Origin of the sequence: Amycolatopsis sp. (genome assembly GCF_036008905.1) — a bacterium.
Lineage (GTDB): Bacteria > Actinomycetota > Actinomycetes > Mycobacteriales > Pseudonocardiaceae > Amycolatopsis.
In genome coordinates, this window is record NZ_DASYMU010000077.1 from 39,031 (window position 1) to 65,826 (window position 26,796).

Below are 26,796 nucleotides of genomic sequence, written 5' to 3' on the forward strand. Positions count from 1 at the left end.
CCGGCCCGCGTAGGGCAAAACACGCACGCGGCTAAGTCTCGACCTACCGCAGCCCCTGGGATTACCCCAAAGCGGCGTTGGGGGCACTCAACGCCCCCAACGCCGCTTTGGGGGCACACCGCGAGCACCTCCCACCCAGCACCCCTCGTGAGTGTTTCGCGGAGTTATTGATGGGAAAGGCAGGCATGACGCGGCTCGGTACGCCGCTCAAGGGGGTGCGAGGTGAAGCAGACGGACGACGGTCGTGCCGAACGTTTCCGCTTCCCATGGCACGCCAGGCCCGTCACCGCTTCTTGGGCTTGCTCGGGGCTTCCAGCAGCCGCGCGATCTCTTCCGTCTTCGACGTGACGGCCTTCATGGCCACTCCCAGGTCCGCCCCCTGCGAAGAGTTGCTCAGCACCACGACGATGTACCGATCCTTCTCCCCCACCAACCCGCTCGTATGCGCCTCAGTACCGCCCTGCCCCGAAGCCCACCCCTGCTTGACCGCCCAGGGCCAAGCGTCCAGCGCCCGCGGAATCCCGAAGTACTGGTCCATCCCGTCCGCCGCCACCCTGGGCACCGCCCGCAACGCCTTCAGCAAAAAATCCCGTTTCGCTTGCGGCAGCGCCAAAATGTACTCGTACGTGGTCACCACGTCCGCGGCCGAAAGCAGGGTGTCGCCCCAACGCCCGGCCACCGCGGGCGGCTCGGTGTGCTTCAGTCCCATGGTCTTCGCGGTTCGGGTGACAATCGTTTGCGCGCCGTTTTGCGACCATAGGGTGCTGGCGATTTTGTCGTCGCTCAAGGACAGCATCCGGCTCACCTGCGGATCCCACTTGGACCTGGTCAGCGCATCGACTGCGATGAGCAGCTTCACCAAGGAGGCCGATCGGAACTGTTCCTCCGAATCGCTCTCGACGAGAGTCGCCCCGGTTTCCCGGTCGACCACCATGGTGGCGGTACGACCGGCCGTGTCAGCGGCCGCGCTGGGGTCCGAGGACTTCGCCGCGCTCAGCGTGAGGGCGGCGACGAGCACGGCACAGCCGCCCACCACCAACCACAACACTTTCCGGGGTAGCGGACGGCGTTGCCGCCTGGGGTGATTGAGCGGCTGGGTCCGATCGTCGAACATGACTCAACGGTGGCCGCCGGTTATCCGTGTGAAGTCGCTGTTATGTCATGGTTGCGTAACAGCGTTCAAGGCGGTCAGCGGTCTTTGTACGATTCCTGTACGAGCCGTTCCTATCGTTCTCCCGGGTTCCAGGCAGCGCATCCCGACGAGAACGGAGACCCGTCTGTGCTCGTTACCATGACGTTCTTGCTGGTGGCGGTCGTAGTGGTCGGTGCACTGTGCCTGGCCGACGTGCTGCTCACCGTCGCGGTACTGCGGCGCGTGCGCGCCCAGTCGGCCGAGATCGCCGTTCTCCAGGCGAGTTTGAAGCGCTACGACACCGAGGTGCTGGTGGGGCGCGAGGTTTTCGGCGTTGTCGCCGCCCACGACCTGGTGGGCTTCCTCGACGCCAGCTCGGCGGCCTCCGTGGCGGAGGTGCCGAGGTTCACCGACAAGGCCACCGGCACCAGCGCGCTCGCGGTCATCGAGGGCGACCCGCCGGATATCAAGGCGCTGATCGCACTGCTGTCCCCGGTGGCGAAGATCGTCGTCGGGAACCAGGCGCCCGCGCTCGCGAAAATCGTGGGGATTCCCGGGTTTCCGACGTTCCTGCGCATCGACGACGGCCGCATCGGGCACGCCGCCACGGCGATGGCCGACCTCGCCGAGCCGGCCACGACGGTCAAGATCCCGTCCCAGTAAGCCGGTCCGCGGTGGGCACGGGTCCCGCGCCCACCGCTTTCCCGGCGTCAGCCCTCGTCGCCGCCGTCGTCGTCCCCGTCGAGCATTTCGCCGATCATCATGCCGCCGACCACACCCACCGCGGCTCCCGCGACGACTCCGCCCATGCCCATGCCGCGGCGCTGGCCGCGGTGGCCGTACTCGTCATCGTCATAACCGTCGTGGTGGCCGTAACCGTGGTGCGCCTGACGACTGTTCGCCACCTCGTCGAGCCACTCACCGAGCAGGCGCGCCCAATCGGTGTCGACGGCTTCGTCGTGACCGACACCGAAGCGGCCCACCGGGCTGCCACCGAATCCGCCGCGCTTGTCCGCGACGAGGACCACCTGCACGCCCTCACGGTCGGCGACGAAGGACAGCTCGACCTCGGCGATCCGGCCCGCGTACCGCGCCGGCGGGTGGAACTCGGTCTCTTGGTAGAAAGGAAGTTCCTGCCGGACACCGTAGAGCTGCCCGGCTTCGAGCTCGGTCGACTTGAACTGGAAACCGCGCTCTCCGAAGGCATCCAGCACCGCGTCCTGTGAGGCGAGCGGCGTCACGATGACCGGGTCGAGGTCGCCCTTGTCGACGGCTTTGGCGATCGACAACTCGGTGCGCAGGCCCAGCACGATGCCCGGCAGCGGCTGACCGCCGACCTCGGTCAGCGGCGTTTCCCACGGCATCGGGATGGTGAACGAGACGACGCGCTGCTCCTTCGCGGTGAGCCGGGTCGCCCCGCACACCACCGCGCGATGGAACTCCGCCGACCCGCTGCGCGCGGACCGGACGACCAGCGACAGCGCGATGTGTTCGATTTCGGAGTCGGCCTCGCCGCCGGTCAGCCGCACCTCGCCGGACAACTGGCCACCGGGTTGAACCCGCGGATCGGTCAACACCGTGTCGACCGACGGGCCGCCGACGCCGATTTTCTGCAGCATCTTCTTGAAGACCATGCTGGGGTTCTGCTCCTTCTCGACTTCATGGGTTTGCTGAACCACTACAGGAACGCACCAAGAAGCCTGTCAGTTCCGAACAAAATCCCCAATCAGGACGCGCTGAGCCGAGCCTCCAAGCCGTCGAGAACGCGGTCCAGCCCATAGACGAAGTTCTCCTCGCGAACCTTCGCCGGATCCTTGCCCACGTGCGACGCGTGCCCGTCCTTCAGTCGCGGGTACTCCCGCACGGCCTGCTCGACGGTCGAGCTCAGGCCTTCCATCCATTCCCGCTCGTCCTTGCCGCTGCGCGCGATCATCGACAGGTACGCGGCTTCGCTCGTCGCCACCCCGACGACGTATGCGATGACCGCACTCATGGCCTGGTCGGCCTCGTCCAGCGCGAACCCGGCCGACTCGAACAGCGCGAGCATGCGGTCGGACATCCGCATGACGTTCGGGCCGAGATAGGCCAGCCCGACTTGGCCGAGCACGGACGCGACCCAGGGATGCCGCAGCGCCATGGACCGCAGGCTGTGCGCACTGCCCGCGGTCGCCGCCCGCCAGCCCGCGGGGTCGCCGGCATCCGGGACCTCCAGTTCGCCGTAGACCTCGTCCGCGACCAGTTCGATCAGTTCGTCCTTGTTGGCGACATGCCGATAGAGCGACGTCGCGCCGGCGCCGAGCCGGGTACCGAGCTTTCGCATGCTCAGCGCCTCGATGCCTTCGGCGTCGAGCAACAGGACGGCCTCGGACACGATCTGCTCCCGGCTGAGCTGCTCCCGCTGCTTGCGCGGGCGCGTCCAAACCGAGGCGATGGGCTTCTCGTCGGCTGCCATGGGAAACCTACCTTTCCGTCGTCGACCAGCGTAGCGCACGGTGTACGCACTTGCGCACACGCAACGCTATGAGTACAGTGTGCGCAAGAAGAGAACGTCGTACGCACCGCTCGGAACTTCGAAAGGTCTCCCGATGGAAAACCGTCATCCACGCCGCTGGCTGATCCTGATCGTGCTTTGCCTCAGCACCCTGGTGCTGGTCATCGACAACATGGCGCTCACCGTGGCCGTCCCACCGCTGGCGGCGGACCTGGGCGCGAGCGCACAGGACGTCCAGTGGGTCCTGGACTCCTACATCCTGGTTTTCGCCGGCCTGCTGCTCACGTCAGGAAGCCTGTCGGACCGGTTCGGCAGACGGAAAGTCATGATCATCGGCCTGGCGCTGTTCGGCGCGGCCTCACTGATGGCCACGCTCGCCGCGGACCCGGGCCAGCTGATCATCGCCCGTGTGGTGATGGGCGTCGGCGGCGCGCTGATCATGCCGAGCACGCTGTCGATCCTCATCACCGTGTTCGACGAAACCGAGCGGCGCAAGGCGATGTCGGTCTGGAGCGCGGTCGCCATGGTCGGCTTCATCGGCGGCCCGGTCCTCGGCGGCATGCTGATCGCGTGGTTCTGGTGGGGCGCGGTCTTCCTGATCAACGTCCCGATCGCCATCGCGGCCATCGCCGCCGCCATCGCCTGGATGCCGGAGTCGAAGGGCCCGTGGCAGAAGCCAGACCCGCTGGGCGCGTTCCTTTCCGTGGCGGGCATGACCGCGCTGGTCTGGATGATCATCGAACTGCCCAAGGCGGGCCTCGCCGACGCCGGCACCCTCACCGCGCTCGTCGTCGCCGTGCTCGGACTCGGCGGGTTCGTCGCCTGGGAACTGCACACGGACTCCCCCATGGTCCCGCTGAAACTGTTCCGTGACCGCAACTTCAGCGGCGGCAGCCTCTCGCTTTCGCTGGTGCAGATCGGCAACGGCGGGCTGCTGCTGGTGCTCACCCAGTTCCTGCAGTTCGTGCTCGGCTACTCGCCCACTCAGGCCGGTCTGGCCTTCATCCCGATGGCGATAGCGTCACTCCTCTTCAACACCCTCGGCGCGACGCTCGGCCAGAAGATCGGCAACCGGATGCTCGCCGTGCTCGGACTCGCGGTGATGGCGGCCGGATTCGCCACCCTGGCCGCCGTTCCGGCGGACGCGGACTTTGCGGTACTCGCCGTCGCCCTGTTCGTGCTCGGCGCCGGGGGCGGCCTGGCGATGCCCGCGGCCATCTCGGCACTCATGGGCGCCGTGCCGCCGGAGCAGGCCGGTGTCGGCTCCGCGCTCAACGACACACTCCAGCAGATGGGCGCGGCCCTCGGCATCGCCGTCCTCGGCAGTGTCCTTTCGAACAGCTTCACCACGTCGATGCCCGCGTCGGTCCCCGATCAGGCAAGGCATTCGATCAGTGACGCGCTGAAGGTGGACGGCCTCGCCGACACCGCCCGTGAAGCCTTCACCGGCGCGATGTCCACCACCTTCGCCGTCAGCGCCGCCGGTGTACTCGCCGCGGCCGTGCTCGCCTTCTTCGTCATGCGGGACCGCGAACCCGCGCCGGTCGAGGAAGAACTCGTCGGCGCGAGCCACTGACCTATCCTCGGCCGCCAAAGGCGAGTCTCCGAAGGCCATCATGAGGGCGTCTAGTCCCTCATGATGGCCTTCGGAGACTCGCCCGGACGGCCTCAACCCGGAATCAACCCATGGGTCCAACCGCGGCTTCAAGACCGCACCCCTCTACGCCCGCGATCCTCGAAACATGTTCAGAACAGTAACCACACTCGTTATCGCAGCCCTGCTCACAACCACTTCCGGTGGCGCCGTCGCGCAGGCAAATGACCAGCTCACGCTCCGGCTTCCCGCCCCGACCGGCCACCATCAGATCGGGACGACAGCGCTTCATCTCGTCGATCCCACCAGGAAAGACCCGTGGAACGACGCCCCGAAACGGGAGCTGATGGTCTCGGTCTTCTACCCCGCTAAGGACGTCCGCGGTAGACAGGTGGCGCCGCAGATGACACCCCGCGCGGCCGAGTCGTTCAAGGCGTTCGCGCCGCGCGTGCACACGCAGCTGCCCAAGGACGGAGTCGATTGGGCGGCCACGAAAACGCACTCGTACGTCGACGCCCCGGCCCAGACCACGCGCAGACCGGTCGTCCTGTACACCCCGGGCGGCGCTGAACCGCGCACGCTGGGCACCGGGGTCGCCGAAGAGCTCGCGAGCAACGGGTTCGTGGTGGTGACCATCGACCACTCCGGCGAAGCCAGTGAAGTCGATTTCCCGGGCGGGCTAAGGCAAATCGACCTGCCACCGGATCCCGCGCAGTTCCCGCAGACCATGCGGACGGTGATCGACACCCGGTTCGCGGACACCAAGTTCGTGCTCGGCCAGCTGGAAGTGCTTGCGGCGGGCCGGAATCCTGACGCCGATCGGAAGCCGCTGCCCCAGAACCTGGGCCGGGCGTTGGATCTGCGCAAGATCGGTATCTACGGCCATTCCGTGGGCGGCGGCACCGCCGCTGAGACGATGCACGAAGACCGCCGCGTCGACGCGGCGATCAGCATGGAGAGTTACCTGAGCTATTACCCGGCGCCCGCGGGACAGCCGCTCGAACAGTTCCCGATCGCGCGCGACGGCACCGATCGGCCGTTGCTGGTGCTCAGTTCCGACTATTGGGACGCGGACATGCAGCACGACTGGGCACCGCTGGTCGAAAACCGGACAACGCGCCGGATCGACTGGGACAACGCTCAGCACTACGTGTTCACCGACTACGCGGCGATGCTCCCGCAGCTTCAGCGCGCGGGCCTGATGACAGCGCAGGGCCGCCAGGAACTCGTCGGCGCGATCGATCCCGCGAGGTCCGTGCCGAGCGTGCGGAAATCGATCGTGGACTTCTTCGACTGTCACCTCCGCTGAAGTGCCACCAGGTCACCCGGCTGACACCACCGCACCCAAGGCTTCGAAGACTTAGGCTTTCGGTATGAACGCCGGATCCACCAAGGGGCAGCCCATGATCGAGACGCGCCCACAGGCGAAGTTGCTCGCCCTACTGCGGGACGAGGGGCCCCTGTCGCGAGTGGAACTCGGTGAGCGGCTGGAGCTGCCGCGGACGCGGGTCGCCGCGGAAGTGACCAGATTGGGTGAATTGGGGCTCGTGGAGGCGGCGGGGCCGTCGGCCAGCCGCGGCGGGCGGCGCTCGACGATGGTCCGGCTCGGCGGGGACCTGCGCATCCTCGGCGTGGACGTCGGCGCGACTTCGGTCAGCGTGGCCGTCACCGACGCTTCGTGTGAGGTACTCGCTTACACCGTCGAGGACTGCGATGTCCGGCTAGGACCGCACGTCGTCCTGGGCCGCGTCGCCGCGCTCGCCGAAAAGGTGCGCGAGCAGGCTCCCGGACGGCTGCTCGCGGCGGGGATCGGGCTGCCGGGGCCGGTGAGTTTCGCCGAGGGAATGGCCGTGGCGCCGCCGATCATGCCGGGCTGGGACCGGTTTTCCGTACGCGACCACCTCGGCGCGCTGCTCCACTGCCCGGTGTCGGTGGACAACGACGTCAACGCGATGGCGCTCGGGGAACGGCACGCCGGGGTCGCGCGCTCACTGGACGATCTCGTGTTCGTGAAGGTCGGGACCGGGATCGGCTGCGGCATCGTGATCGAGGGCAAGGTCTACCGCGGCGCGGCCGGCACCGCGGGCGACATCGGGCACATCCGGCTCGACGACACCGGGCCGGCGTGCGCGTGCGGGGAAGTCGGCTGTCTGGAGGCTTACTTCGGCGGAGCGGCGCTGGCCCGCGACGCGATGGCGCTCGCACGCGGCGGACGGTCACCGTTCTTGGGTGAAGCCTTGGCACACAAAGAAAAGGTCACCGCAGTCGACGTCGGCCGGGCCGCCGAGGCCGGGGACGTCGGTGCGGTGAACCTCATCCGTGAAGGCGGCAAGCGCCTCGGGCAGGTGGTGGCCTCCCTGGTCAGTTTCATCAATCCGGGCATGGTGGTCATCGGCGGCGGGGTGGCGCAGCAGCTGGGACACCGGCTGCTGGCCGAGGTGCGGAGTGTGGTCTACCGGAGGTCGCTGCCGCTGGCCACCGGCAACTTGCCGATCGTGCTGTCGGAGCTGGGCGAAACGGCCGGGGTGATCGGCTCGGCTTGGTCGGGCACGGACCGTGCCTTCTCGCTGAGCACCTGAACGTCCCTGTCCGCCGTCTTGTCGGTCTTTTTGTCCGCCTTCTTGTCCGGCTTGACCGACTGTTCCTTACCCTGCTTCTGCGCGTCACCGGCCTCATCCGGGAAGCCGCCGATGCCGGACTCGATCGCCGCGGTGACGATACGGTCCCGCTCCCAACCCGAGAGCACGCCGTTTTCCACCAGCTCCGCCGTCACCGCTTCGACGTAGCCGACGAACTCCGCGTTCGAGGCGTACTCCGAGTCGTCGTCGATGACGTCGTTGATCGTGCAGCCGTTTCCGGTGTCCACGTTCGACACCTGGCTGTCGACGGTCCCGATCATCACGGTCTCCCGCGTATCGGACCGCGGACAGACGTCCTGTCCGGGAGGCGGCCCGACGGCCACCACCTTGAACGAGCCCGATTGCGCGGCCGACACGTTGCCCGCCTTGTCGGTCGCCCGGTAGCTCACCGTGTGCGCGCCGACCGCGGAGACCACGAACGGGACGGTGTAAGCACTCCACGCGCCACTGTCCATTTTGTACTCGATACCGGCCACGCCCGACTCCGTGTCGGCGGCCGATACGGTCACGGTCACCGTGCCCACGTACGCCCAGTCACCGTTCTGGGTACCGGACAGCCCCACGGCCGCCGTCGGCGCCGTGATGTCACCCGAGGACTTGACCACGGTGAACGTCACCGTGCCCTCGGTGGAAGCGTTGCCCGCCTTGTCCTTCGCGCGGTACAACACCGTGTGCGCACCGGCGGCGGTCACCGCGACCGGCGCGGTGTACGCCGTCCACGCACCGGCGTCCAGCTTGTACTCGACCGTGTCCACACCGGATCCGGCGTCGGTGGCCGTCACCGTCACCGTCGCGGTGTCGACGTAGTTGCCGTCACCGTCCTGCGTGCCGGTGGCAGCGGCCGTCACGGTCGGCGGAGTGGTGTCCTCACCCTGGCCCGCGACGATGACGAAATGGGCCATGCCTTCCGGCGAGACGTTGCCCGCCTTGTCGGTCGCCCGGTAGGACAGCATGTGCATTCCGGCCGTGTTCACCACTACCGGCGCGGAGTACGGCGCCCACGCGGCGTCGTCCAGTTTGTACTCCATCGTGTCCACACCGGATCCGGCGTCGGTGGCCGTCACCGTCACCGTCGCGGTGTCGACGTAGTTGCCATCGCCGTCCTGCGTACCGGTGACGGCGGCCGTCACTGTCGGCGGCGTGGTGTCCTCACCCTGGTTTTCGACCACGGTGAACGACGACATGCCTTCGGCGGAGACGTTCCCGGCGACGTCCGTGGCCCGGTAGTGCACCATGTGCGCGCCGAGCGTGGACACCGCGACCGGTGCGGTGTAAGCGGTCCACACCCCACTGTCCAGTTTGTACTCGACGGTGTCCACACCGGACTCACCGTCGGTGGCGGTCACGGCCACCGACGCGGAGCCGACGTATTCACCGGCCGGGTTCTGCGGCCCGGTGACCGCGGCGGTGACCGTCGGCGGGGTGGTGTCGGCACCGCCACCATCGCCGACGGTGAACTCACCGGTCATCGTGCTGTGGCCGGGAATCGAGCAGAAGTACCGATACTTGCCCGGCGTGAGCGTCACGGTCGCCTCGTGACGCCCGTTGTTGGCGTCGAACGGACTGGACAGGATGTTCAGCGACACATCGTGGTTGTACCCCGGCGTCGACGTGTCGAAGGTCAGCGTGTGGGTCATCCCGGAGGTGTTCCCGGTCGCCGCGCTGTTCTCGAAGACGATCGTGGTCTCGCCGGGTACCGCCGTGGTGGGCGCGGACTTGTACTGAGTCGTGCTGTCGTTCGCGGTCCAGGTCAGGGTCTGGACCGGAGCGAAGAACGGCTCCGGGGCCGAGGGCGGGGGCGACGCCAGCGACGGCGACGCCACCACCCCCAGCATGGTCAGCACCGCGACCAGCACGGCGAGTACTCGACGAGACATAGCGGGAAAACCCTTCTGAGAAAGAGTTACAGCTGCCGGACGCGGATGTTGCGGAACTCGGTCAGATCGTTGTCGCTGTGGTTCTGCAACCCGATGAAACCGCTGGCGAACTGCCGCAGATCCGTGGGCGGGTCACCGGCCCGGGACGACTGGATGCCCGGGGTGTTGTCGAACTCGTTGATCACCACGCCGTTGCGCAGGATCGTGTAGTGCTGACCGACGACCCGGACCTCGTAGTCGTTCCACGTCCCCTTCGGACGTGCGCCGGCGTTGGCCAGTGGCTGCGGGTCGAAGTTGTAGATCGACCCGGTCTTCTGCGGCTCACCGGTTTCACCGTCGTACATCTGGATCTCGTGTCCACAGTAGATCGCGACCCAAGCCTGCGAAGTCCGCGCGGAACCGGTGGTGCCGCAACTACCCGGCGGACGCTGGTCCAGCGGTGTCCGCGGATCCGGGAACCGGACGAAGACCCCGCTGTTGGAGCGGAACCCTTCCGGTGCGATGTCCTTGAACTGGAGCTTCACCGAGAAGTTCCCGTACTGCTGCTGGGCGTACCACAACATGCCCAGCCCGCCGGACGGTCGTAGCGACCCGTCGGGCTGGATGGCGAACTGCCCGGAGGGAGCCTGTTCCCAGCCGCGGAACGACTCGGCCGTGCCGTCGTAGATCGAGATGTACCCGGTGCTGCCGGGCTTCCCGATCGACGACGCCGCTGCCGCCGCGTTCAAGGTGTCGTACTCGGCTTGGCTGAGCACACCGAGATCCTTGAGCGTCCCGGTGGCCACCTTGACGTGGTTGACGAACCCGGCGTGCGAGGACCACGCGCTTTCGTCGTCGATCAGGTCGTCGACCTTGCAACCGCTACCGGCGTTGTAATTCGGCACCGTTGTCCCGGTGTCGCCAAGGGTCACGTTGACGCCCTGGTCGGCCACCTGGCAACCGACGTTCGTGGTCGTCCTGGTCGTCACCGTCTCACCGTTCGCGTAGGTCACGGTCAGCTTGGCGGTGAAGAACCCGGTGCGAGTGTAGGCGTGGCGCGGGTTGGCCTCGGTCGACGTCGTGCCGTCGCCGAACTCCCACTTGTACGACACCCCACCGGACTTGGAACCGTTGAACGCCACCGTCAGCGGCTTGTTCTGCACCATCGTCGAAGACGCCGCGGGTGCCGGCGTGGCCTCGCCACCGGTGTAGGTGATCCGGATCAGCTTCTGGTTCTGGTCGAGGCTGAAGAAACCACTGCCGTAGTCGAGCATGTACAGCGCGCCGTCCGAACCGAACTTGGCGTCCATCCAGCTCTGCAGCTTGTTGTCCCCCGAACCCGACGGGATGATCTGCCGCAGCGTTTCGGCGAACGCCGGCGGCGTGTGCGTCGGCACGCCCGCCGGGTCGACGGTCACCGCGACGCGGTTCTGCGAGTTGGACTGGTCGCCGATGAACCACTTGTTTTCCCAGTACGACGGCCACGCGACGCCGCTGGCGGTGTTCACCAGCGAACGGTGATACGTCGGCCCGGACATGATCGCCTGGCCGCCACCCTTCAGGTACGGCTGGGTGTAGGTCGCGTCCGCGGCGTTGTACGTCGGGATGGAACTGTTGGGGCGGTTGGGGAAGACCGGGCCGCCGCCGTCCGGCGAGTACCAGATCATGTTGTCCTTCACCGGCGGCAGGTTCACCAGACCGGTGTTGCGCGGCGAGGTGTTCACCGGGTTGTTGCAGTCGTACCAACCGGTCAGGACAGCGGCGTTGGTGCTGCTGCGATCCCGGTACGGCTGCCGGTTGCCCATGCAGTACGGCCAGCCGTGGTTACCGGCTTCGGTGATGATCGTCGCGGTTTCGTACTTCGCCGGGCCGAGTTCCGGGCTCGGCGAACTCGCGTCCGGGCCGACCCAACCGGCGGTCAGCCAGCCGGTCACCGGGTCGATCGCCAGCCGTGCGATGTTCCGCACGCCCATCACGTAGATCTCCGGGCGTGTCTTGTTCCCGGGGTCATTGGCCTCGGGGAACAGGTTGCCCGCCGGGATCGAGGCGGTGCCGTCGGCGTCCGGGTGGATCCGCAGGATCTTTCCGTTGAGGTCGTTGGAGTTACCGGCGGTACGCCGCGCGTCCTGGAAGGACAGACCCTTGTAGTCGGCGGTCCAGTTGTTGCCGGAGTAGCCGTTCGAGCCCTCCGACGAGTTGCTGTCGCCGGAACCGATGTAGAGGTTGCCCGCGGCGTCGAAGGTCATGCCGCCACCGGCGTGGCAGCAGCTGTGGATCTGCACGTCCCACGACAACAGGTCCTTGCGCGTCGCCTGGTCGATCGTCTGCTTCGCGGCGTCGTAGGTGAAGCGCGACACCGTGCGCTTGCCGACCTGCTTGTCCCTGTCGACGGACTCGTGCGGCATCCAGTAGGCGTACATCCAGCCGTTCTCGGCGAACTTCGGGTCGAGGGTGAGGCCGATCAGGCCTTCCTCGTTCTTGACGAGTTCGTCGCCGCTGCCGCGGTTACCCATCACCTTCAACGTGGTCAACAGCTTGACCTGCTTGGTGGCGGGGTCCCACTGGTGGATCGTGCCGCAGCCGAGGCCGACGTTCGGGTCGTCCCAGCTGGGTATCGGGCCGGTCGCGCAAGCGGCCTTGCCGATGTAGAACACCTTGCCGTTGGGGGCGATCGTGAGGCCGTGCGGCTCACCGATCTGGTCCATCTGGCCGGTCGTGTTCTTCAGGCTGAGCCGTTCGACCTTGTAGTTCGACGCGATGGTCGCCTTGCAGTCGCCGCGCACCAGGCCGGTCGTCCAGCGCAACGCGCCGAGCAGGTGGGTGCGGAACTGCGCTTCGCCGTAGCTGCCTTCGGTACGGCCCATGCCGGTGTAGAAGGAGCGGCCGCCGTCGTAGTCACGGCACCAGGAAATCGGGTGGAACGCGCCGTTCGCGCCCACGCCCGGGTTGTAGCCCTTTTCCTCGACCTGGGCGATCGTGTGCACGGTGCCGACCGGGTTCACGTCCCAGTTGAGCCACCGGTCGGTGCGGGTCCAGTTCAGCGGCAGGCCCTCGTTCGCCGGGTGCTGCCTGTCCAGCACGTCGACCACGGCCTGCTGCGGAGCCGGCTCCGGTGGCGGCGGGGTCTGCGAATTCGCCTTGTACAGCTCGAAATCGGCGAGCTGGGTGGCCGGCTCACCGGCGTTCGCGGTGATGTTCAGCCGGTAGCGCGGGTACACCGTGGTGTTGGTGAACTCGAAGGTCCGCGACTGGAAGCGGTCGGAGAAGACCTGGTTGGTCCGCTTGTCGAGGTCGACCCAGGTGGTGCCGTCGGCGGAACCCTGCAGGGTCCAGTCCTTCGGGTCGCGGCCGGTGAAGTCGTTCGCCGACGTCAGCGAGTAGCTGCTGATCGCGGCGGGTGTGGTGAGCTGGTAGCCGATCCAAGCGGCCTTGGTGAACGCCAGCCACTTGGTGTTTTCGTTGCCGTCGGCCAGCTTTTCCTTGCCCTCGTTGGGCGGGTTCTCCGCGCTGGCTGTCACCGCGGTGACCGCTTCGGGCGCGGGACGGCTGCCGACCGGGCGGGCACCGATCAGGCCGGTGAACCAGTCGGACCCGTCCTGGGCGCGCGCGGCGTCGGACAGGCCGACGAAACCACCGCCTGCCTTCATGTAGTTCTGCAGCGCGGTTTCCTGGTCACGGCTGAGCGTCACGCCCTCCGCGGACAGGAACACCACCCCGCGGTACTTCTCCAGGTTCGCCGAGGTGAACACGCCCGGGTCCGATGAGGACGCGACCGCGATCCCGTTGTCCTGCCCCAGCCGCGCGATCGCGTCAACCGCGCGGAGCACCGGGTCCTTCTGCTCCGCGGCCGGGCCGTGGAAGACCAGTACGGACACCGGCACCGCCGCGGCCACCGCCGCCTGTGCGGCGGGCGCCACGGCCAGTGGCACACCGATCGAGCCGAGCACTATCGCGGCGGCCAGACCGGCCATCGTCCGCCGTCCCCGGAACCGCCCTGACGAGACTCTTCGCCTCATTACCCTTGCTCCTTCATTGGTTTTCGGGCCGCCTTGACTGCTTTGGGAACTCACAGATGACCGGCGTGCTCGGCGTGTCCTGACATCTCGGGCTGCGCGGTGTGGTCGTGGTGTTTGAAGCGGTCGATCGCGTCCTGCGCGCCGGCGGGCAGGCTGCCGTCGGGGTTGCGGACGAGGAAGAGACCGACCATCCCGCCGTCCGAGTGGGTTTGGACGTGGCAGTGGTACATCCAGGCGCCGGGCCCGACGCCGTCGCCGGCGATCACCTGGAACCCGAACGAACTCCCCGGGTCGAGGTTCTTGTTGTCGATCACCTGGGCGTGGAAGTCGCCCTCGGAGAACATGCCGGTGCGGGTGTCCGCCCAGCGGTGCGCGTGCAAGTGGAAGGTGTGCGGCAGGTTGCCGTGCCCGATGCAGATGAACTCGACGCGTTCGCCTTGCAGCGCCTCGAAGATCGGGGTGTCCGGCGCGACCTTGTGGTTGATCATCATCTCGTTGAACACCACGGTGTACTGCCGCATCGGCAGCAGGTCACCCCGCTTGCGCACGATCAGGCCGCCGTAAAGACCTTTGGCCAGGCCACCGCTGCCGTGGTCGGTGCCCATCGCGTGGTCGTGGTAGTGCCAGTAGCCGGCGCTGCCCGGCATCGTGAACCCGTTGCTCGCCTGGGTCTGCGTGCGCGTGCGCCAGACGTAGATACGGGTCTCGCGCGGGTTGTTGAAGGAGGCGTTGAGCGGTGCGCCGTCCGAGGCGGTGTCGTAGTTGACGCCGTGCGGATGGATCGACAGCCGCTGGTCGGTGTTGTTGACCAGTTCGATCTCCAGGGTGTCACCCTCGTAGATCTCCAGCAATGGCCCCGGAATCGTCGCCTTTCCCGGTTCCAGCCCGTAACCGTAGAGATTACCCGGCAGGGCTTCGGCGTAGATCGTGATCTGGCGGGTCTGCCCGGCCGCCGCGGCCGCGGGCGCCGCGGAAGCGGCGATGGCGGCGGACGGGACGAGCACCCCCGCCGCGGCACCGGCCAGCACCGACCGGCGCGACAACCCGGTGCGGGCAACCTGAGCGCGTGCGTCCATTACAGAACTCCATTCGGGGACTGAGGAGTGAAGAAAAGCGGCTCAGGACTGCCGCGGTGGGATTCGGGGCGTCGCTCGTTCGCGAAACGCGGATGGTGGCCAACGCGGTGACTTCGCTGTCACGCTGCCTCGCCTTCAAACTCGAGCAGCCCCCGACGGCGCGGACTGCCCCTTCCGATCAAATGACCAGAACTTATGTCGGTTCCGGGCGAAAGTTAAGGGCCAACCGGGCTAACAGGCGAGACAGTTAGTCGACAACAAACAAGACAAGACACCAAGTGGACAACCCACAGCTCCGAGGCCGCTGGGAGCCCTCCCATGAACACCCGCGAAAACATTGCCTCGCGCGCAAGACGCCGCCATCTGTCGACAGATGGCGGCGCTCGAAAACCTCAGGTGCGGCTAGGCAGCCGCTCGTTCTTGCGCGGCATGGACCACTGGCGCGCCTGGTTACTTGCACGCTCGGCGAGCCGCTCCGGTTGCCCAGGCCGGCTGTGCGTCTAATCGCAGCTCCACCTGCGGTTTCCCGCCCTACGCTGAGCGCATGACACTGGGGATTGACCACTCGGAACCACGAAGACTGCGGCGGAAGCGGACGGCGTGGTTCGTCGCGTCCGGCTTCTTCACGTCGGTGTTCCTGCTCTTCGTCGGCGGCACGACCTACGCGCTGACCGCGCCCGGCTACGCGTGGGGAGAGGGCGAGCTCCCGATCGAGATCATCATGATCGTCGTGTCGGCTTTGTTCGCCCTGTTCGCCGGTCTCCGCGGCCGGCGTCTCGGTGACCAAGCGGCCGATCTCGAGGACGAACTTTCGCCGTACGAAACGCTTTGGCTGCCGTCCGATCCGGAGCCCGTCGATGCCGAGGTCGCGGCGATGACCCCACGGCTGCGCGTCTACAGCCACCGGGCGGCCCTGCTCTGCGGGGCCTGGGTCGTCGCGCTGACACTCGGTGTGTCCGGGTTCTTCCTGATGGAGCTACTGGGCCAGCGACTACTCGACGAGGGCGCCCGTACCGTCGGAACAGTGGTGAGCGTCCACGATGCGCGCAGGGGCACGTCGACGATCACGGTGGAATACGTCGAGCGTGACGACGTCCGGCTGGCCATTGTCAACCGCGACTCGGATCGGGACTACACCCCCGGTCAACTGGTGACGGTCGTCTACGACCCGGCGGATCCCGAACGCGTCCGGACCCTCAGCGAGCGAAACGACAACGGGTTCCTCACCTTCGGCTCATATTTTCTGGCCATCGTGGCGTGCATCGGGATCCCGTGCTCAGCCGTAGCCGCACAGAACTGGCGGCGGCGACACCAGGCTGTCCTGGGTTCCGGATGGCACGCGGGCCGCGCGCACATCAGCCACTATTTCAGGCAGGTACCCAGAATCTCCGTGACGTACCGAGATGGCAGCGGGATCGAACTGAAGGGGTCCACCTCCACGCATGCCCCTCCCGCCTTCGGCGAGGTCTCCGACGTGCCGGTCTGGGTCGGTGGCGAGAGCCGGAGCATGGTCGTCCTCCTGCCCCGCGGCCGGATCCGCGACGCCCTCCACGCCGTACCGGTCTACGCCGACGGCCCGCGCCGCCATCTGTCGACAGATGGCGGCGCACCCGTCACGGAGTGAGGATCGCGCGGCCGCGGATACGCCCGGCGCCGAGGTCGTCGAGCGCGTCCTGGAACCGGTCGAGCGGGTACTTGCTGGTGTGCAAGCGAACCAGCCCCTGTGCGGCCAAGACCATCAGCTCGCACAGGTCGTTGTAAGACCCGACGAGGTTGCCGATGAAGTTGATCTCGGCGGAGATGACGTCGATCGTCGGCACGTCGATGTTCTCGCCGTAACCGACCACGTGGTAATCCCCCGCGCGCCGCAGCATCGCGACACCGTCCTTGGTGGCACCGCCTTCGCCCACGAAGTCGATGACGGTTTCCGCGCCCTGCCCGGCGGTCAGTTCCAGCACCTGCTCGACCTGACCGCCGTCCGCGACCACACCGTGGTCGGCACCGATGGACACCGCGAGCTTCACCGCGTCGGGGTTGCGGTCGACAACGACGAGTTCGGCGGCCGAGATCGCCTTGAGCACCTGGATTCCGATATGCCCGAGCCCGCCCGCACCGATCACCACACACTTGTCACCGGGCCGGAGCTTGCGAGCCGCCTTGGCCGCCGCGTGGTACGCGGTCAATCCGGCGTCCGCGAGCGCCGCCACATCGGAGGGCTCGAGGGAGTCGTCGATCCGCACCACACTGCGGGCCGAGGTCTTGAGGTAGTCCGCGTAACCCCCGGCCGTATCGATCCCGGGGAACGCCGACTGCTCGCAGTGCACGTCGTCGCCGAACCGGCAGGCGCGGCACAGCCCGCAGGTGATCAGGGGATGCACGATCACCTTGTCCCCTTCGGAAACGTTGCTGACCGCGCTGCCGACGGCGTGCACCCAGCCCGCGTTCTCGTGCCCGATCGTGTAAGGCAGGGTCACCCCGGACTTCTCCGCCCACTGGCCTTCGAGGATGTGGATGTCGGTGCGGCAGACTCCGGCCCCGCCGATCCGGACGATCACGTCGAACGGCCCGGTGACCTCCGGGGCCGGCACCTCCGTCATCCGGAGTTTCTCGTCGTAGCCGACGACCTGCACTGCCTTCATGATGCCTTCGCCTTTTCTGTCGTGGTAACGGATTCCTGCGCTCGCGGCGCCTGGTCCGCGCCGGATTCGGGATACCGGGTCCGCAGCAGGCCCCGGCAGAAATGCGCGTTGCCGTCGATGGAGATCCGGACCGCACGGGCGAACCGCAGGCGCAGCGGGACTTCTTCGCGGGGATAGGCGCGCCCCTGGTCGTCCACGAGCACCTTGGCCGTACCCGCGACACCCAGCCCGAGGTTTTCGCGCCGACGCAGCAAAGCCCGCTTTCCCAGTGTGTCAGGGAGATCGGACAGGGTGACGTCGTGCAGCTCCTCTTCGGCGAGCTCCGCGTTCTGCCGGAGCAACTGCGTCAGCACCCGTTCCATCGCCGCGGCGTGTGCCTTGCGACGAAACGTCAGCCGCAGCTCGTCGAGGTCCTTCTCCGCTTCATCACCGAACGTGCCGCGGTAACCGGCGTCCGCGGCCAGTCCCCGGTTGATCAGGTCCGAGTCGTGGTGGTCGTCGAGGAGCACCTCGACCGCCCGCGCCCGCGGCAACGCCGAGAGCACGTCCTTCGAATCGGATGCCATCAGGTAGGCGAAGTTCGGTGAGCAGAACGAAGTCGGGAGTCGCAAGTGGACGGTCAACACCCCGTCTTCGTCGACCTCGATGGAACGGACGAACCCCAGATCGGTGATCGGTTCGTCCAGCTCCGGATCGAAGACCCCGGCCAACGCCGTGCGCGCCTCCTGCTCGAGGGACATCTCAGACCACCGCCGGTTCGGCGACACCCAGCCCCGCGGGAACCTCGATGCCGTACATGGAGGCCGCGTTCAGGCCGAGGATCTTTTTCTTCTGCGCCAAGGTGATCTGCGGGTACTCGGTCATGTCGGCCGGGATCTGGAAGTCGACGAACCGCTCGATGAGCCACTTCGGCGTCCACAGCGCGTAGTCGCTGGAGAACTGGATCCGGTCCTCGCCCAGCCAGTACAGGAGTTCGCCGATGATCTGCGCGAAGTACCGCGGCCGGGTGTGGATGAACGGCATGGCGACGGCGAGCCCGGCGTGCACGTTCGGCTCCTGGGTCGCGATCCAGCAGAAGTCCTCGAGCCGCGGCAGGCCGCAGTGCTCGACGACGAAGTTCAGCTCGGTGAAGTCGGTCGCCGCCGCGTCGACGTCCGCGACGTCGAACGCGTCACGGTCGAGCGGGCGGATCGTCGGTCCTTTGTGGACGTGGATGTTCTTGATGCCGAGTTCCTGGCAAGCCTCGAAGTACTTGTAGGTCCACGGGTCGTTCAGCTTGTAGCCGCGGGATTTGTCGTGCCATTCCGCGGTGTACAGCTTCACGCCCTTGAGGCCGAACCGCTCGGCGTCGCGCCGCAACTGGTCGAGCCCGGCCTGCTCGTACCGCGGGTCGAAGCAGTGGTTATAGGTCAGTTTGTCCGGATTCTTCTGCGTGAGCGCGAAAGCTTCCTCCGTCTGGCCGAACCCGGTGCGGTAGAACGCGCTGAGATAGGCGGGCTGGAAGATCGCGTGGTCGACGTAGCCGTCCTCGAAAAGGTCCTTCATCAGGCGCTCGCCGCCGTAGTAGAGGTAGTCCTCGTACGGCCAGAGCTCCGACTCGGGGCTGAGGTTGCGGTGGTAGTCGTAGAAGCAGTCGATGAACTGCTTGCCGTGGATGTTGAGCTGGTTCTCGGGGCGGGCGTCCCAAAGCGCGACATGCGCGTCCACGATGAAGAAGTTTTCGCCGTTCTTGCTGTACATGTGGATCCTCCGTGTTCGTGACCGCTGTGGCACGTTTCGGGTTTGACGCTAGGCACGCCGGCGCTGGTGAGGGACCCGGTCGCTGTCTCGATATGAGACATCGTGGCCGTTCCGGGCCCGTACGCTGGTGGAAGCGGACGGAGGTCAGGGTGGAAAACCGGTCACCAGCGCCACGTATGCAGGTCACCGCGGCATTCGACGCGCGGCGCGAAGCGGCCGCCATCACGCCGCGCCTGCTCGCTTCCTGGCAGCGCAGCGAGCGCTACGGCGTGTCCGCCGACGAGGTGCAGCCCGTGTTCACCGGTTCGGTCGACACTGACTCGCTGTTGTACGAATGCGGCCTCGAAGTGCTCCACGGCCTGCAGGCGACGCTCGCCAACGAACCGGTCAGCCTGATGATCACCGACAGTGAAGGCCTCGTGCTCAGCCGCCTGTCCAACGACGCCTCGGTCAACAGGTCGCTCGACAAGGTCCACCTCGCCCCCGGTTTCAACTTCGCCGAGCGCAACGCCGGCACCACCGGCCTCGGCCTCGCGCTGGCGGACCGCACGCCGTCGCTGGTCAGGGCCGACGAGCACTACTGCACGGACCTGCGGGGGTACACCTGCGCCGCGGTGCCGGTCCTCGACCCGACGACCGGCGAACTCGCCGGCAGCGTCAACCTGACGACGTGGTCCGACTCCTCCCCGAAACTGCTGCTCGCGCTGGCCCAGGCGGCGGCCGGGAACACCACCGCGCTCATGCTCGCGCGCTCCACCGGCCGTAAGGTCCGGCCGTCGCCGCGGGGTGAGGTGTTCCGGGTCTACGCCGACCGGCACCGGCAACACGAGGAAGCCTGCCCCGCGCTGTCCGCCGGCTGGACCGACGCCCTCGCCGAAGCGAAGACGGCGTTGGCCCAAGGACGCGTCGTCGCCGTCGTCGGCGAACCCGGCGTCGGCAAGACCGCGCTGATTTCTTTGGCACGCAAGGAAATCCAAGGACGCGAGCGCGTGCTCAGCGCCCGCCCGCCCGCACCCGAAGACGTCGACTCGTGGCTCACCCTGTGGACGCCGGAACTGGGCAAGGACAGCACCTGCGTCATCGTCTCCGGCGTCGACGCCCTGCCCGCCTGGGCCGCCACCGAACTGGCCGCGAAGTTCGCCGCGGTGCGCCGCACCGGCGGCGCGACACCGCAGCCGTACGTCCTCACCGCCGAGCGCTACTCCGCGATCCCCGACGCGCTCAGCCCGCTGGTGGACGCCGTCATCGAAGTCCCGGCCCTGCGGTTCCGCCCCGCCGACATCCTCCCCCTCGCCCACCACTTCGCCCGCCAGGACCGCGGCCGCCCGATCGTCTTCACCCCCGCCGCGACCAGCGCGCTGACCTCGTACAGCTGGCCAGGCAACGTCAAACAACTCCGGCGAATCGTCCGAGACGCCGCTTCGCGAACCGAAGTCGTCGACACCCACCACCTCCCGGCCGAGCTCTTCAGCGCCGGCGGTCATCGCCTGAACCGGCTCCAGTCGCTCGAACGCGACGAGATCGTGCGCTGCCTGACCGAGCCGGCCATCACCCTCGTGCAGGCGGCTGTCGAACTCGGCCTGGGCCGCGCGACGCTGTACCGCAAGATCGCGCAATACGGCATCAAGGTGCCGGGACGAACCCACCAGTCCTAAGTAGACGCTTCCCGACCATGCGCACCGCGAGCACGTGCTCGCACGGCGCTCTCGACCAGCAATTCACTCCGGCCAAGGCCGAGCGAGAGTTAGGCTGGCGCCCCCGGCACACTGAGCCCCTGATCGTGTTCACCCAAGGCTGAGTGCCACATTTCGCCGGCAGCCCGCTGATACAAAATGAGTACGGCTTCGCGATGTCGTTACTCTTGCCCATTTTGCTCGGCGACGAACGCGGCCAGATCGTCGACTTCTTGTCCGGCAACGTCGTGATCCAAGCCGCGGTAGACCTGGATCTCGGCGGTGGCATGCTCCTTCAGCCAGCGTTCGGTGCGATCGACGGCGCTGTCCGGGATGACCCAGTCGTTTTCGCCGCGGCCCCAGTAGACCGGGAGACGGGTCTTGGCCAAGGTCGCGTCGCCGGGCTGGTGATCGTCCACGACGAACCCTGCCAGGCTCACGCCGTAGGCGAAGAGATCTGGAGCGTGTCGCATCAACTGGTGCACCATGGCACCACCTTGGGAGAAGCCGAGCAGGCCGATCGACGGCGCTTCCAGAGTGCGCGTCCACGCCAGAACGTCTTCGGTCGCGGCGTTCGCCACTTGGGGCTGTGGATTGCCGATCGGCTTTCCTGAGCTGGGAAACCAAGCATACCCGCCGGCTTCCGGGATGCGCGCCCTGACCGAAGCGACCACGACTTCTTCCGGTAACCGCGATGCGAGCCGCCGGTACAGGTGTGTCTCGTCGTAGCTCCAGCCGTGCAGCATCACGAGCACGGGCCGGTTACCGCGCACACCCTCGGACGCCGACCACAGCACCGCGTCGCGGTTCATCCCAGGCTTTGTTGTGGTGCCCATTCGTCCTCGCTCCTGCCGTTGGTGTTTTCGACTGTGCCTGAGCTGAGCGAGTCGTGTCCAAGACCTGTTTCTGCTTCTGTGATGCCCTGTCTGTATCACGGAAGACCGAATCGGCAGCGGTAATGAATCTCTTTCGTTTCATTTCCGGTGACTGAAGGATGGGTTTGTTACGAGGGGCTGTTTCATACCTCGCGGGTATCACAGCGAACGAAATAGGTCTTGGACGCGAAGATAGACGTCCGGCAATGCTCCTAACCGGTGAAGCGCAGAAACCCGACGCGTCATTCCGTCCGCATTCGGCTGGTCGGAGCGTTCGGCGACGCCTCGGTCCCGGAAGGAGGGCAAGCTGCTGATCGGCATGGGGATGGCCGCGGCCGGCTACTACGCCTACCGGGTGCCTGCCGACGCCTCCGCCCGGATCAACGCCGACGGCACCGCGGTCGTGGCGAGCGCGACCAGTGATATCGGCCCTGGTACCTACACCTCGATGACACAGCTGTCCGCGGACGCGCTCGGCCTGCCCATGGACAGGGTCACTTTCCGGCTCGGGGATTCGATCCTGCCCATGTCCCCGGTCGAGGCCGGGGCCAAGACCATGGCGAGTGTCGGTTCGGCCGTGCAGCTGACCTACGAGATGCTGCGTGACAGCTTCATCAGGACGGCGTCGGTCGACCCCGTTTCCCCGTTGCACGGAGCGCGGGCCGATCAGGTGACGGTCCAACGGCCGTCTCCAGTGGACGGACGATCCCGCGCGCGGCGAGACGTATCAGTCGATCCTCGGCAGGCACGGCCAGTCCCAGCTGGAGGTGCACAACGGTTACGTGCCCGGCGACGAGCTGGACAAGTATTCGACCTGGGCTTACGGCGCGGTCTTCGCCGAAGTGTCGGTCGACGAAGACCTCGGTCTCGTCCGCGTCCGGAGGATCTTCGCCGCCTACGAGGCAGGCAAGATCATCAGTCCCAAGATGGCCCACAGCCAGGCGATCGGCGGCATGGTCGGCGGAATCGGCATGGCCCTGCTGGAGAGCACCTCGGTGGATCACCGCGACGGGCGGGTCACGGGCGCGAGCTTGGCGGACTACCTGGTGCCGGTCAACGCCGACGTCCCGCAACTGGACGCGGTGTTCGTGGATTCACCGGATACGAAAGCTGATCCCATCGCGGTCAAGGGGCTCGGCGAGGTGGTCATCGTCGGAGTGCCGGCCGCGATCGCGAACGCCGTGTTCAACGCCACGGGGAAACGGATGACCCAGCTGCCGATCACGCTGGACCAACTGCTGTGACCGCGGCTGAGTGGGTGGCTCGTGAGTGGCAACAAGTGTACTAACACTCGTAGCCACTCACGACCCCCACGCGGCTCGCCTCCAGGTTCAGCTCCCGCCGATCACTTGCGCGGGGAAGGACCCCACCAGCGAGTCGACCAGATTGCCGATCGTGGACAACGCCGCCGACATTCCTGGAATCGGGTCCTCGTTGCCGCCGAGCCCAGGCACTACGTTGCTGGCGTTCTGCAGCAGGGCCACCGCGGGTACCACGACCGGGACGACAGCCGCGTTGATCAGCTTCGCCGCGAGGGTGGGAGTGGGGTTCGCCGGAGTCGGGGTCGGTGCCGCCGCGCCGGGTGCGGTGTCCCGCATCCCGCCACCGGCCCCGACATACTTGTCCGAGAAATCGAGCATCTGCGCGTTGCTCGACGGCGCGCTCTTCTCCAGCTGCAGGTCATGGCCCGTGTTGGGCACCACGTTGGCGACGATCGTCGCGTTCGGCCCGTAGAAGGGCCGCTCGAATTCGGCCAGCGCCTCGGGCGAGGTGCAGCTGGGCCCGAGCAGACCACAGATGAACGGGTCCTGCTGGCCGACCACCACATTCACCGGGATATCGAGGGTGCGGTCGGCGTTCAACACGTTGTAGCCCGCGAGCGTGGCCAGTTCGACGAGGTTGCCCGTTTCCTTGAGCTGTTCGTCCACCGCGATGACGCCCGGATCCGTTGCGGACGGGTCGTTCCGATAAAACCCGCTGCGCGTGCCCGGATAACTGGTCAAGTACGCGGGGTCGAGGCCTGAGGTGGCGAACTTCGGGTCGAGCGCCGCCGGGTAGTCATCAGCGATGATCTTGGTGGCGACGTTGACGTAGTTGAGGGAATGCGCGATGCCCGTGGGGATGATGGCATCGACGTCCTTGTACAGCCCGGCCTCCGCCATCGTGATGATGCCGCCGAGGCTGTGCCCCACTTCGATCACCTTCGAGTAGTGCGTGCCGAGCCTGCCGTCGCGCAATGCCGTGATGACCTGGTGGACCGTGCTGACATCGGCGTAGAAATTGCCGAAGGCGCTCAACGGATGCGTCGACTGGCCGTCACCGAGCCTGTCGATGTTCAGCGTGGCGTACCCGCGACGGTTGGCGGCACGCACATAGGAATACGTGTCCGGCTGGTAGGGCATGTCCCAGTAGTACCGCGCATAGGACCAGCCGTGAATCAGGATTTGCACGGTGGTGGCACCGGGCGGGGCGCACAGCGTGCCGGTGATCTTTGCAGGCTGGCCCGCTGCGGTGACCGGGACGGTGACGTTGGTGCAGGTCGTCGCCGGCTCTGCGGACGCCGCCGGCGCGGTGAGGCTGGTGGCGGCCACCAGCAGACCGGCGAAGAGGGACGTGAGCCCCCAGGACAGGGATCGCCTCCGCGAATGTGAACGGCTGATCTTTGTAACCCTCATGGTGACCTCTTTGTCATCTTGCCTAGCAAGGCATGGCTAACAGCACTTGTCGCGATATCGCAGGCTTTACTGGAGAGCTGAGAGTGCCGGAAAATAGTGAACCGCCATTCTCTCCAGGGGAAGCTAGCACAAAACCCGCCGGCGGTCTTCACACAAACGGGTTATTGATGGGAAGGTCAAAGGTGGTGTCGCTCGGGAGCGACGTGTCGCACTGTGGTGGGAAAGTGCCCCTTCGGCCGGTCGTGGAGGTAGTGAAGGCCTCCTTCATAGCGTCTGACGCTGCGAAAGAGGCCTTCACGGCGTTGCGGGGCGATCCTGCCGGGCGTTTTTTGCCGGTCAGAGGTCGTGAGTGGCTACGAGTGTTAGAACACTTGTTGCCACTCACGACCCCACCGCGGCAGCCGACCGGCGATGCCATGAACGACGCGTTCGTGTCACTCAACGCCCGCAACGCGTCGTTCAGGACATCCCGCGGGCACGCCACATGTGCCTTACCCATCAATAGATTTCATGGCCTCGCGAACCGTCACGGTCCCAGCAGACGCACCGGCACCTCGACGAACCTGCTCCGCAAGTACTCGCCGAGTCCCTTGGCCTGCGGATCCGGCCGGGTCGCCGAGGCGACACCGTCACCGAGCAAACCGATCACGACGAAGTTCACCGCGCGCAGGTTCGGCAGCTCGAACCTGCGCACCGGAAGGCCCGCCGTCTCCGGCAGCAGCGCCCGGAATTGTTCCACCGTCAGCTGGCTTCGCAGCCAGGCGTACTCCTCCTCGGTACGGGTCCAGACGCCGACATTGGCGTTACCGCCCTTGTCACCCGAGCGTGCGGCGGCGAGCGTCCCCAGCGGCACCCGGCGAACCGGCTCGTCGGCACGCGGACCGGGCGGCGCCTGCTCCGGCTCGCCGGAAAGCTCCCGGAACGGCTCGGACGGCGAGTGCGGCACGATCCGCCGGGTGCCGTCCGGCAGGGTGACGCGGTGTTCGACCTCATTGGCCGGCACGGTGGTCGGCCAGTAGACACCGAACGCGCTTTCCGCCGAAGGAGGCGTGGTGGTGTGGAACCCGGGATAGCCGCCGAGCGCGAGTTCCATCGTCGTATTGGAGAACGCCCGGCCCACCTTGCGCCGGTCCGGATCCTTCACCGTGATTCGAAGATGCGCCGTGGCTTGCTCGTTGGTCGGCGCGTCGGGGGAATCGAAGCGCAGCAGCCGCACGTCGGCCTCGGCGAACCGTTCCTTGCCACCGAGAAGCTCGAAGAGCTGGCGTTCGGCCCAGGTCGCCTTGTCCTCGATCTGGGTTCCGGTGAGCACCAGTGTCATGGTGTTGCGGTAGCCGCCGTGGTAGTTCAGGGCGACCTTGAGCCGGTCGCTGGGAGCGCTTCCGCGAACCCCGGAGATCCGCACCCGATGCGGGCCCTCTTCCTGTAGCCGCAACGAATCGAAGTGGGCCACCGCGTCGGGTCCGAGGTAGGCGGGCTCGGCGATCTCGTAGAGCAGTTGCGCGGTGACGGTGCCGGCCGAGACCAGGCCACCGGTGTTCTCGTGCTTGGTGATCACGCTGGATCCGTCCGCTTCGACCTCGGCGATGGGGAAGCCGGGGTAGCGGCGATCGGTCACCTCGTCGAAGAAGGAGTAGTTCCCTCCGGTGGCCTGGGGCCCGCATTCGATGACATGCCCGGCCGCCATCGCCCCCGCGATCGCGTCGTAGTCGGTCCGAGACCATCCGTGCCACCACGCGCTCGGCCCGACGACCATCGACGCGTCGGTGGTCCGGCCGGTCACCACGATGTCCGCCTCGGCGGCGAGCGCTTCGGCGATGCCCCACCCGCCGAGATAGGCGTTCGCGGTGACGGGTTCGACCTGCGCCTCGGCCAGCTTCCGTCCCGTGTCGAGATGGGTGAAGTCGTGGCCCGCGGCGCTCAGCGCGTCCAGTCTGCCGACCAGATCATCACCGTCTACATAGGACACCTTGGGGTGCAGCCCGAGTTTCCGCGCGAGCAGCCCGATCTGTTCGGCGAGCCCACCCGGGTTGAGTCCGCCGGCGTTGGCCACGATCCGGATCCCCCGGTCCAGGCAGGTTCCCATGACGTGTTCGAGCTGCGTGAGAAAGGTCTTCGCGTACCCGGCCGAGGTGTCCTTCTGCCTGGCCTTCCACAGGATGAGCATGGTCAGCTCGGCCAGGTAGTCGCCGGAAAGCACGTCGATGGGGCCACCCTCGACCATTTCCCTGGCGGCGGCGATGCGGTCGCCGTAGAAACCCGAGCAGTTCGCGATCCGGATCGCGCGGCGCTGCGTGCCGGTCATCGGTTCCTCCCGGTTTCCATGGGTGTGTGCCCGGCGGCGGGCGGACGGCCGGGGCCGGGCGCGCCGGCGAAGGCTTGGGCAATGG

At 67.0% G+C, this 26,796-nt stretch carries 17 protein-coding genes and 3 pseudogenes; 8 read left to right on the forward strand and 12 right to left on the reverse strand.

Annotation, left to right across the window (positions count from 1 at the left end):
* Window positions 1–283: 283 nt before the first annotated feature.
* On the reverse strand, window positions 284–1,114 hold the full coding sequence (locus VGP60_RS14640) for a serine hydrolase (RefSeq protein WP_327548535.1): 831 nt from the start codon (window positions 1,112–1,114) through the stop codon (window positions 284–286).
* 177 nt (window positions 1,115–1,291) lie between these two features.
* On the opposite strand from VGP60_RS14640, the gene VGP60_RS14645 reads away from it, so the two are divergent.
* A complete protein-coding gene (locus VGP60_RS14645) occupies window positions 1,292–1,795 on the forward strand; it encodes a hypothetical protein (RefSeq protein WP_327548536.1) in 504 nt (167 codons plus the stop codon).
* Window positions 1,796–1,842: 47 nt separating this feature from the next.
* Here VGP60_RS14645 and VGP60_RS14650 read toward each other — a convergent pair whose 3' ends face one another.
* Window positions 1,843–2,766, reverse strand: a complete 924-nt coding sequence (locus VGP60_RS14650) for a sporulation protein (RefSeq protein ID WP_327548553.1) — start codon at window positions 2,764–2,766, stop codon at window positions 1,843–1,845.
* A 92-nt stretch (window positions 2,767–2,858) separates the two neighbouring features.
* A complete protein-coding gene (locus VGP60_RS14655) occupies window positions 2,859–3,584 on the reverse strand; it encodes a TetR/AcrR family transcriptional regulator (RefSeq protein WP_327548537.1) in 726 nt (241 codons plus the stop codon).
* A 133-nt stretch (window positions 3,585–3,717) separates the two neighbouring features.
* Here VGP60_RS14655 and VGP60_RS14660 point away from each other — a divergent pair, with 133 nt between their 5' ends.
* The 3 genes from VGP60_RS14660 (at window position 3,718) to VGP60_RS14670 (ending at window position 7,796) form a co-directional block, all read left to right on the forward strand.
* The gene (locus VGP60_RS14660; RefSeq protein WP_327548538.1) at window positions 3,718–5,199 is read left to right on the forward strand and encodes an MFS transporter; all 1,482 of its coding nucleotides are present in this window, start codon (window positions 3,718–3,720) and stop codon (window positions 5,197–5,199) included.
* Window positions 5,200–5,365: 166 nt separating this feature from the next.
* Window positions 5,366–6,526, forward strand: coding sequence for an alpha/beta hydrolase (locus tag VGP60_RS14665; RefSeq protein WP_327548539.1), 1,161 nt, complete (start codon window positions 5,366–5,368; stop codon window positions 6,524–6,526).
* 64 nt (window positions 6,527–6,590) lie between these two features.
* Window positions 6,591–7,796, forward strand: a complete 1,206-nt coding sequence (locus VGP60_RS14670; RefSeq protein ID WP_327548540.1) for an ROK family transcriptional regulator — start codon at window positions 6,591–6,593, stop codon at window positions 7,794–7,796.
* On the opposite strand, the pseudogene VGP60_RS41695 reads toward VGP60_RS14670, so the two are convergent.
* The 3 genes and pseudogenes from VGP60_RS41695 to VGP60_RS14680 form a co-directional block, all read right to left on the reverse strand.
* A pseudogene (locus tag VGP60_RS41695) lies at window positions 7,796–9,733 on the reverse strand (OmpL47-type beta-barrel domain-containing protein); the annotation flags it as partial. The gene VGP60_RS14670 and the pseudogene VGP60_RS41695 sit on opposite strands and share 1 nt — an antisense overlap.
* A 26-nt stretch (window positions 9,734–9,759) precedes the next feature.
* Window positions 9,760–13,728, reverse strand: a complete 3,969-nt coding sequence (locus VGP60_RS14675) for a ThuA domain-containing protein (RefSeq protein WP_327548541.1) — start codon at window positions 13,726–13,728, stop codon at window positions 9,760–9,762.
* Between the two features lie 50 nt (window positions 13,729–13,778).
* Window positions 13,779–14,804: a multicopper oxidase domain-containing protein gene (locus VGP60_RS14680; RefSeq protein WP_327548542.1), complete on the reverse strand. Its 1,026-nt coding sequence runs from the start codon at window positions 14,802–14,804 to the stop codon at window positions 13,779–13,781.
* A 544-nt stretch (window positions 14,805–15,348) separates the two neighbouring features.
* On the opposite strand from VGP60_RS14680, the gene VGP60_RS14685 reads away from it, so the two are divergent.
* The gene (locus VGP60_RS14685; RefSeq protein WP_327548543.1) at window positions 15,349–16,428 is read left to right on the forward strand and encodes a DUF3592 domain-containing protein; all 1,080 of its coding nucleotides are present in this window, start codon (window positions 15,349–15,351) and stop codon (window positions 16,426–16,428) included.
* Here VGP60_RS14685 and VGP60_RS14690 read toward each other — a convergent pair.
* Genes VGP60_RS14690 through VGP60_RS14700 form a run of 3 tightly spaced genes read right to left on the reverse strand, consistent with a single transcriptional unit; the run spans window position 16,418 to window position 19,183 of the window.
* A complete protein-coding gene (locus VGP60_RS14690; RefSeq protein ID WP_327548544.1) occupies window positions 16,418–17,443 on the reverse strand; it encodes an NAD(P)-dependent alcohol dehydrogenase in 1,026 nt (341 codons plus the stop codon). The genes VGP60_RS14685 and VGP60_RS14690 overlap by 11 nt on opposite strands.
* The gene (locus VGP60_RS14695) at window positions 17,440–18,183 is read right to left on the reverse strand and encodes an iron-sulfur cluster assembly protein (RefSeq protein WP_327548545.1); all 744 of its coding nucleotides are present in this window, start codon (window positions 18,181–18,183) and stop codon (window positions 17,440–17,442) included. The genes VGP60_RS14690 and VGP60_RS14695 overlap by 4 nt, the downstream gene beginning before the upstream one ends.
* Window position 18,184: 1 nt before the next feature.
* Window positions 18,185–19,183, reverse strand: coding sequence for an amidohydrolase family protein (locus VGP60_RS14700; protein WP_327548546.1), 999 nt, complete (start codon window positions 19,181–19,183; stop codon window positions 18,185–18,187).
* A gap of 149 nt (window positions 19,184–19,332) precedes the next feature.
* Here VGP60_RS14700 and VGP60_RS14705 point away from each other — a divergent pair, with 149 nt between their 5' ends.
* Entirely contained in the window at window positions 19,333–20,838 is a 1,506-nt protein-coding gene (locus tag VGP60_RS14705; protein WP_327548547.1) for a GAF domain-containing protein, read from the forward strand.
* A gap of 200 nt (window positions 20,839–21,038) precedes the next feature.
* Here VGP60_RS14705 and VGP60_RS14710 read toward each other — a convergent pair whose 3' ends face one another.
* Window positions 21,039–21,692, reverse strand: coding sequence for an alpha/beta hydrolase (locus tag VGP60_RS14710; protein ID WP_327548548.1), 654 nt, complete (start codon window positions 21,690–21,692; stop codon window positions 21,039–21,041).
* 283 nt (window positions 21,693–21,975) lie between these two features.
* On the opposite strand from VGP60_RS14710, the pseudogene VGP60_RS41700 reads away from it, so the two are divergent.
* A pseudogene (locus VGP60_RS41700) lies at window positions 21,976–22,347 on the forward strand (molybdopterin cofactor-binding domain-containing protein); the annotation flags it as partial.
* Window positions 22,348–22,456: 109 nt separating this feature from the next.
* A pseudogene (locus VGP60_RS14715) lies at window positions 22,457–22,975 on the forward strand (molybdopterin cofactor-binding domain-containing protein); the annotation flags it as partial.
* Between the two features lie 87 nt (window positions 22,976–23,062).
* On the opposite strand, the gene VGP60_RS14720 reads toward VGP60_RS14715, so the two are convergent.
* Both VGP60_RS14720 and VGP60_RS14725 read right to left on the reverse strand, forming a co-directional pair.
* Entirely contained in the window at window positions 23,063–24,406 is a 1,344-nt protein-coding gene (locus VGP60_RS14720; RefSeq protein ID WP_327548549.1) for an alpha/beta hydrolase, read from the reverse strand.
* Between the two features lie 526 nt (window positions 24,407–24,932).
* Window positions 24,933–26,711, reverse strand: a complete 1,779-nt coding sequence (locus VGP60_RS14725; protein WP_327548554.1) for an acyclic terpene utilization AtuA family protein — start codon at window positions 26,709–26,711, stop codon at window positions 24,933–24,935.
* Between the last annotated feature and the right edge of the window lie 85 nt (window positions 26,712–26,796).

Bases quoted from the DNA above. Each gene is read 5' to 3' on its own strand.
- VGP60_RS14700 (WP_327548546.1), bottom strand. From the start codon at position 19,183: ATGTACAGCAAGAACGGCGAAAACTTCTTCATCGTGGACGCGCATGTC.
- VGP60_RS14680 (WP_327548542.1), bottom strand. From the start codon at position 14,804: ATGGACGCACGCGCTCAGGTTGCCCGCACCGGGTTGTCGCGCCGGTCG.
- VGP60_RS14670 (WP_327548540.1), top strand. From the start codon at position 6,591: ATGAACGCCGGATCCACCAAGGGGCAGCCCATGATCGAGACGCGCCCA.
- VGP60_RS14695 (WP_327548545.1), bottom strand. From the start codon at position 18,183: ATGTCCCTCGAGCAGGAGGCGCGCACGGCGTTGGCCGGGGTCTTCGAT.
- VGP60_RS14690 (WP_327548544.1), bottom strand. From the start codon at position 17,443: ATGAAGGCAGTGCAGGTCGTCGGCTACGACGAGAAACTCCGGATGACG.
- VGP60_RS14685 (WP_327548543.1), top strand. From the start codon at position 15,349: ATGACACTGGGGATTGACCACTCGGAACCACGAAGACTGCGGCGGAAG.
- VGP60_RS14640 (WP_327548535.1), bottom strand. From the start codon at position 1,114: ATGTTCGACGATCGGACCCAGCCGCTCAATCACCCCAGGCGGCAACGC.
- VGP60_RS14725 (WP_327548554.1), bottom strand. From the start codon at position 26,711: ATGACCGGCACGCAGCGCCGCGCGATCCGGATCGCGAACTGCTCGGGT.
- VGP60_RS14655 (WP_327548537.1), bottom strand. From the start codon at position 3,584: ATGGCAGCCGACGAGAAGCCCATCGCCTCGGTTTGGACGCGCCCGCGC.
- VGP60_RS14645 (WP_327548536.1), top strand. From the start codon at position 1,292: ATGACGTTCTTGCTGGTGGCGGTCGTAGTGGTCGGTGCACTGTGCCTG.
- VGP60_RS14720 (WP_327548549.1), bottom strand. From the start codon at position 24,406: ATGAGGGTTACAAAGATCAGCCGTTCACATTCGCGGAGGCGATCCCTG.
- VGP60_RS14660 (WP_327548538.1), top strand. From the start codon at position 3,718: ATGGAAAACCGTCATCCACGCCGCTGGCTGATCCTGATCGTGCTTTGC.
- VGP60_RS14710 (WP_327548548.1), bottom strand. From the start codon at position 21,692: ATGGGCACCACAACAAAGCCTGGGATGAACCGCGACGCGGTGCTGTGG.
- VGP60_RS14675 (WP_327548541.1), bottom strand. From the start codon at position 13,728: ATGAGGCGAAGAGTCTCGTCAGGGCGGTTCCGGGGACGGCGGACGATG.
- VGP60_RS14650 (WP_327548553.1), bottom strand. From the start codon at position 2,766: ATGGTCTTCAAGAAGATGCTGCAGAAAATCGGCGTCGGCGGCCCGTCG.
- VGP60_RS14665 (WP_327548539.1), top strand. From the start codon at position 5,366: ATGTTCAGAACAGTAACCACACTCGTTATCGCAGCCCTGCTCACAACC.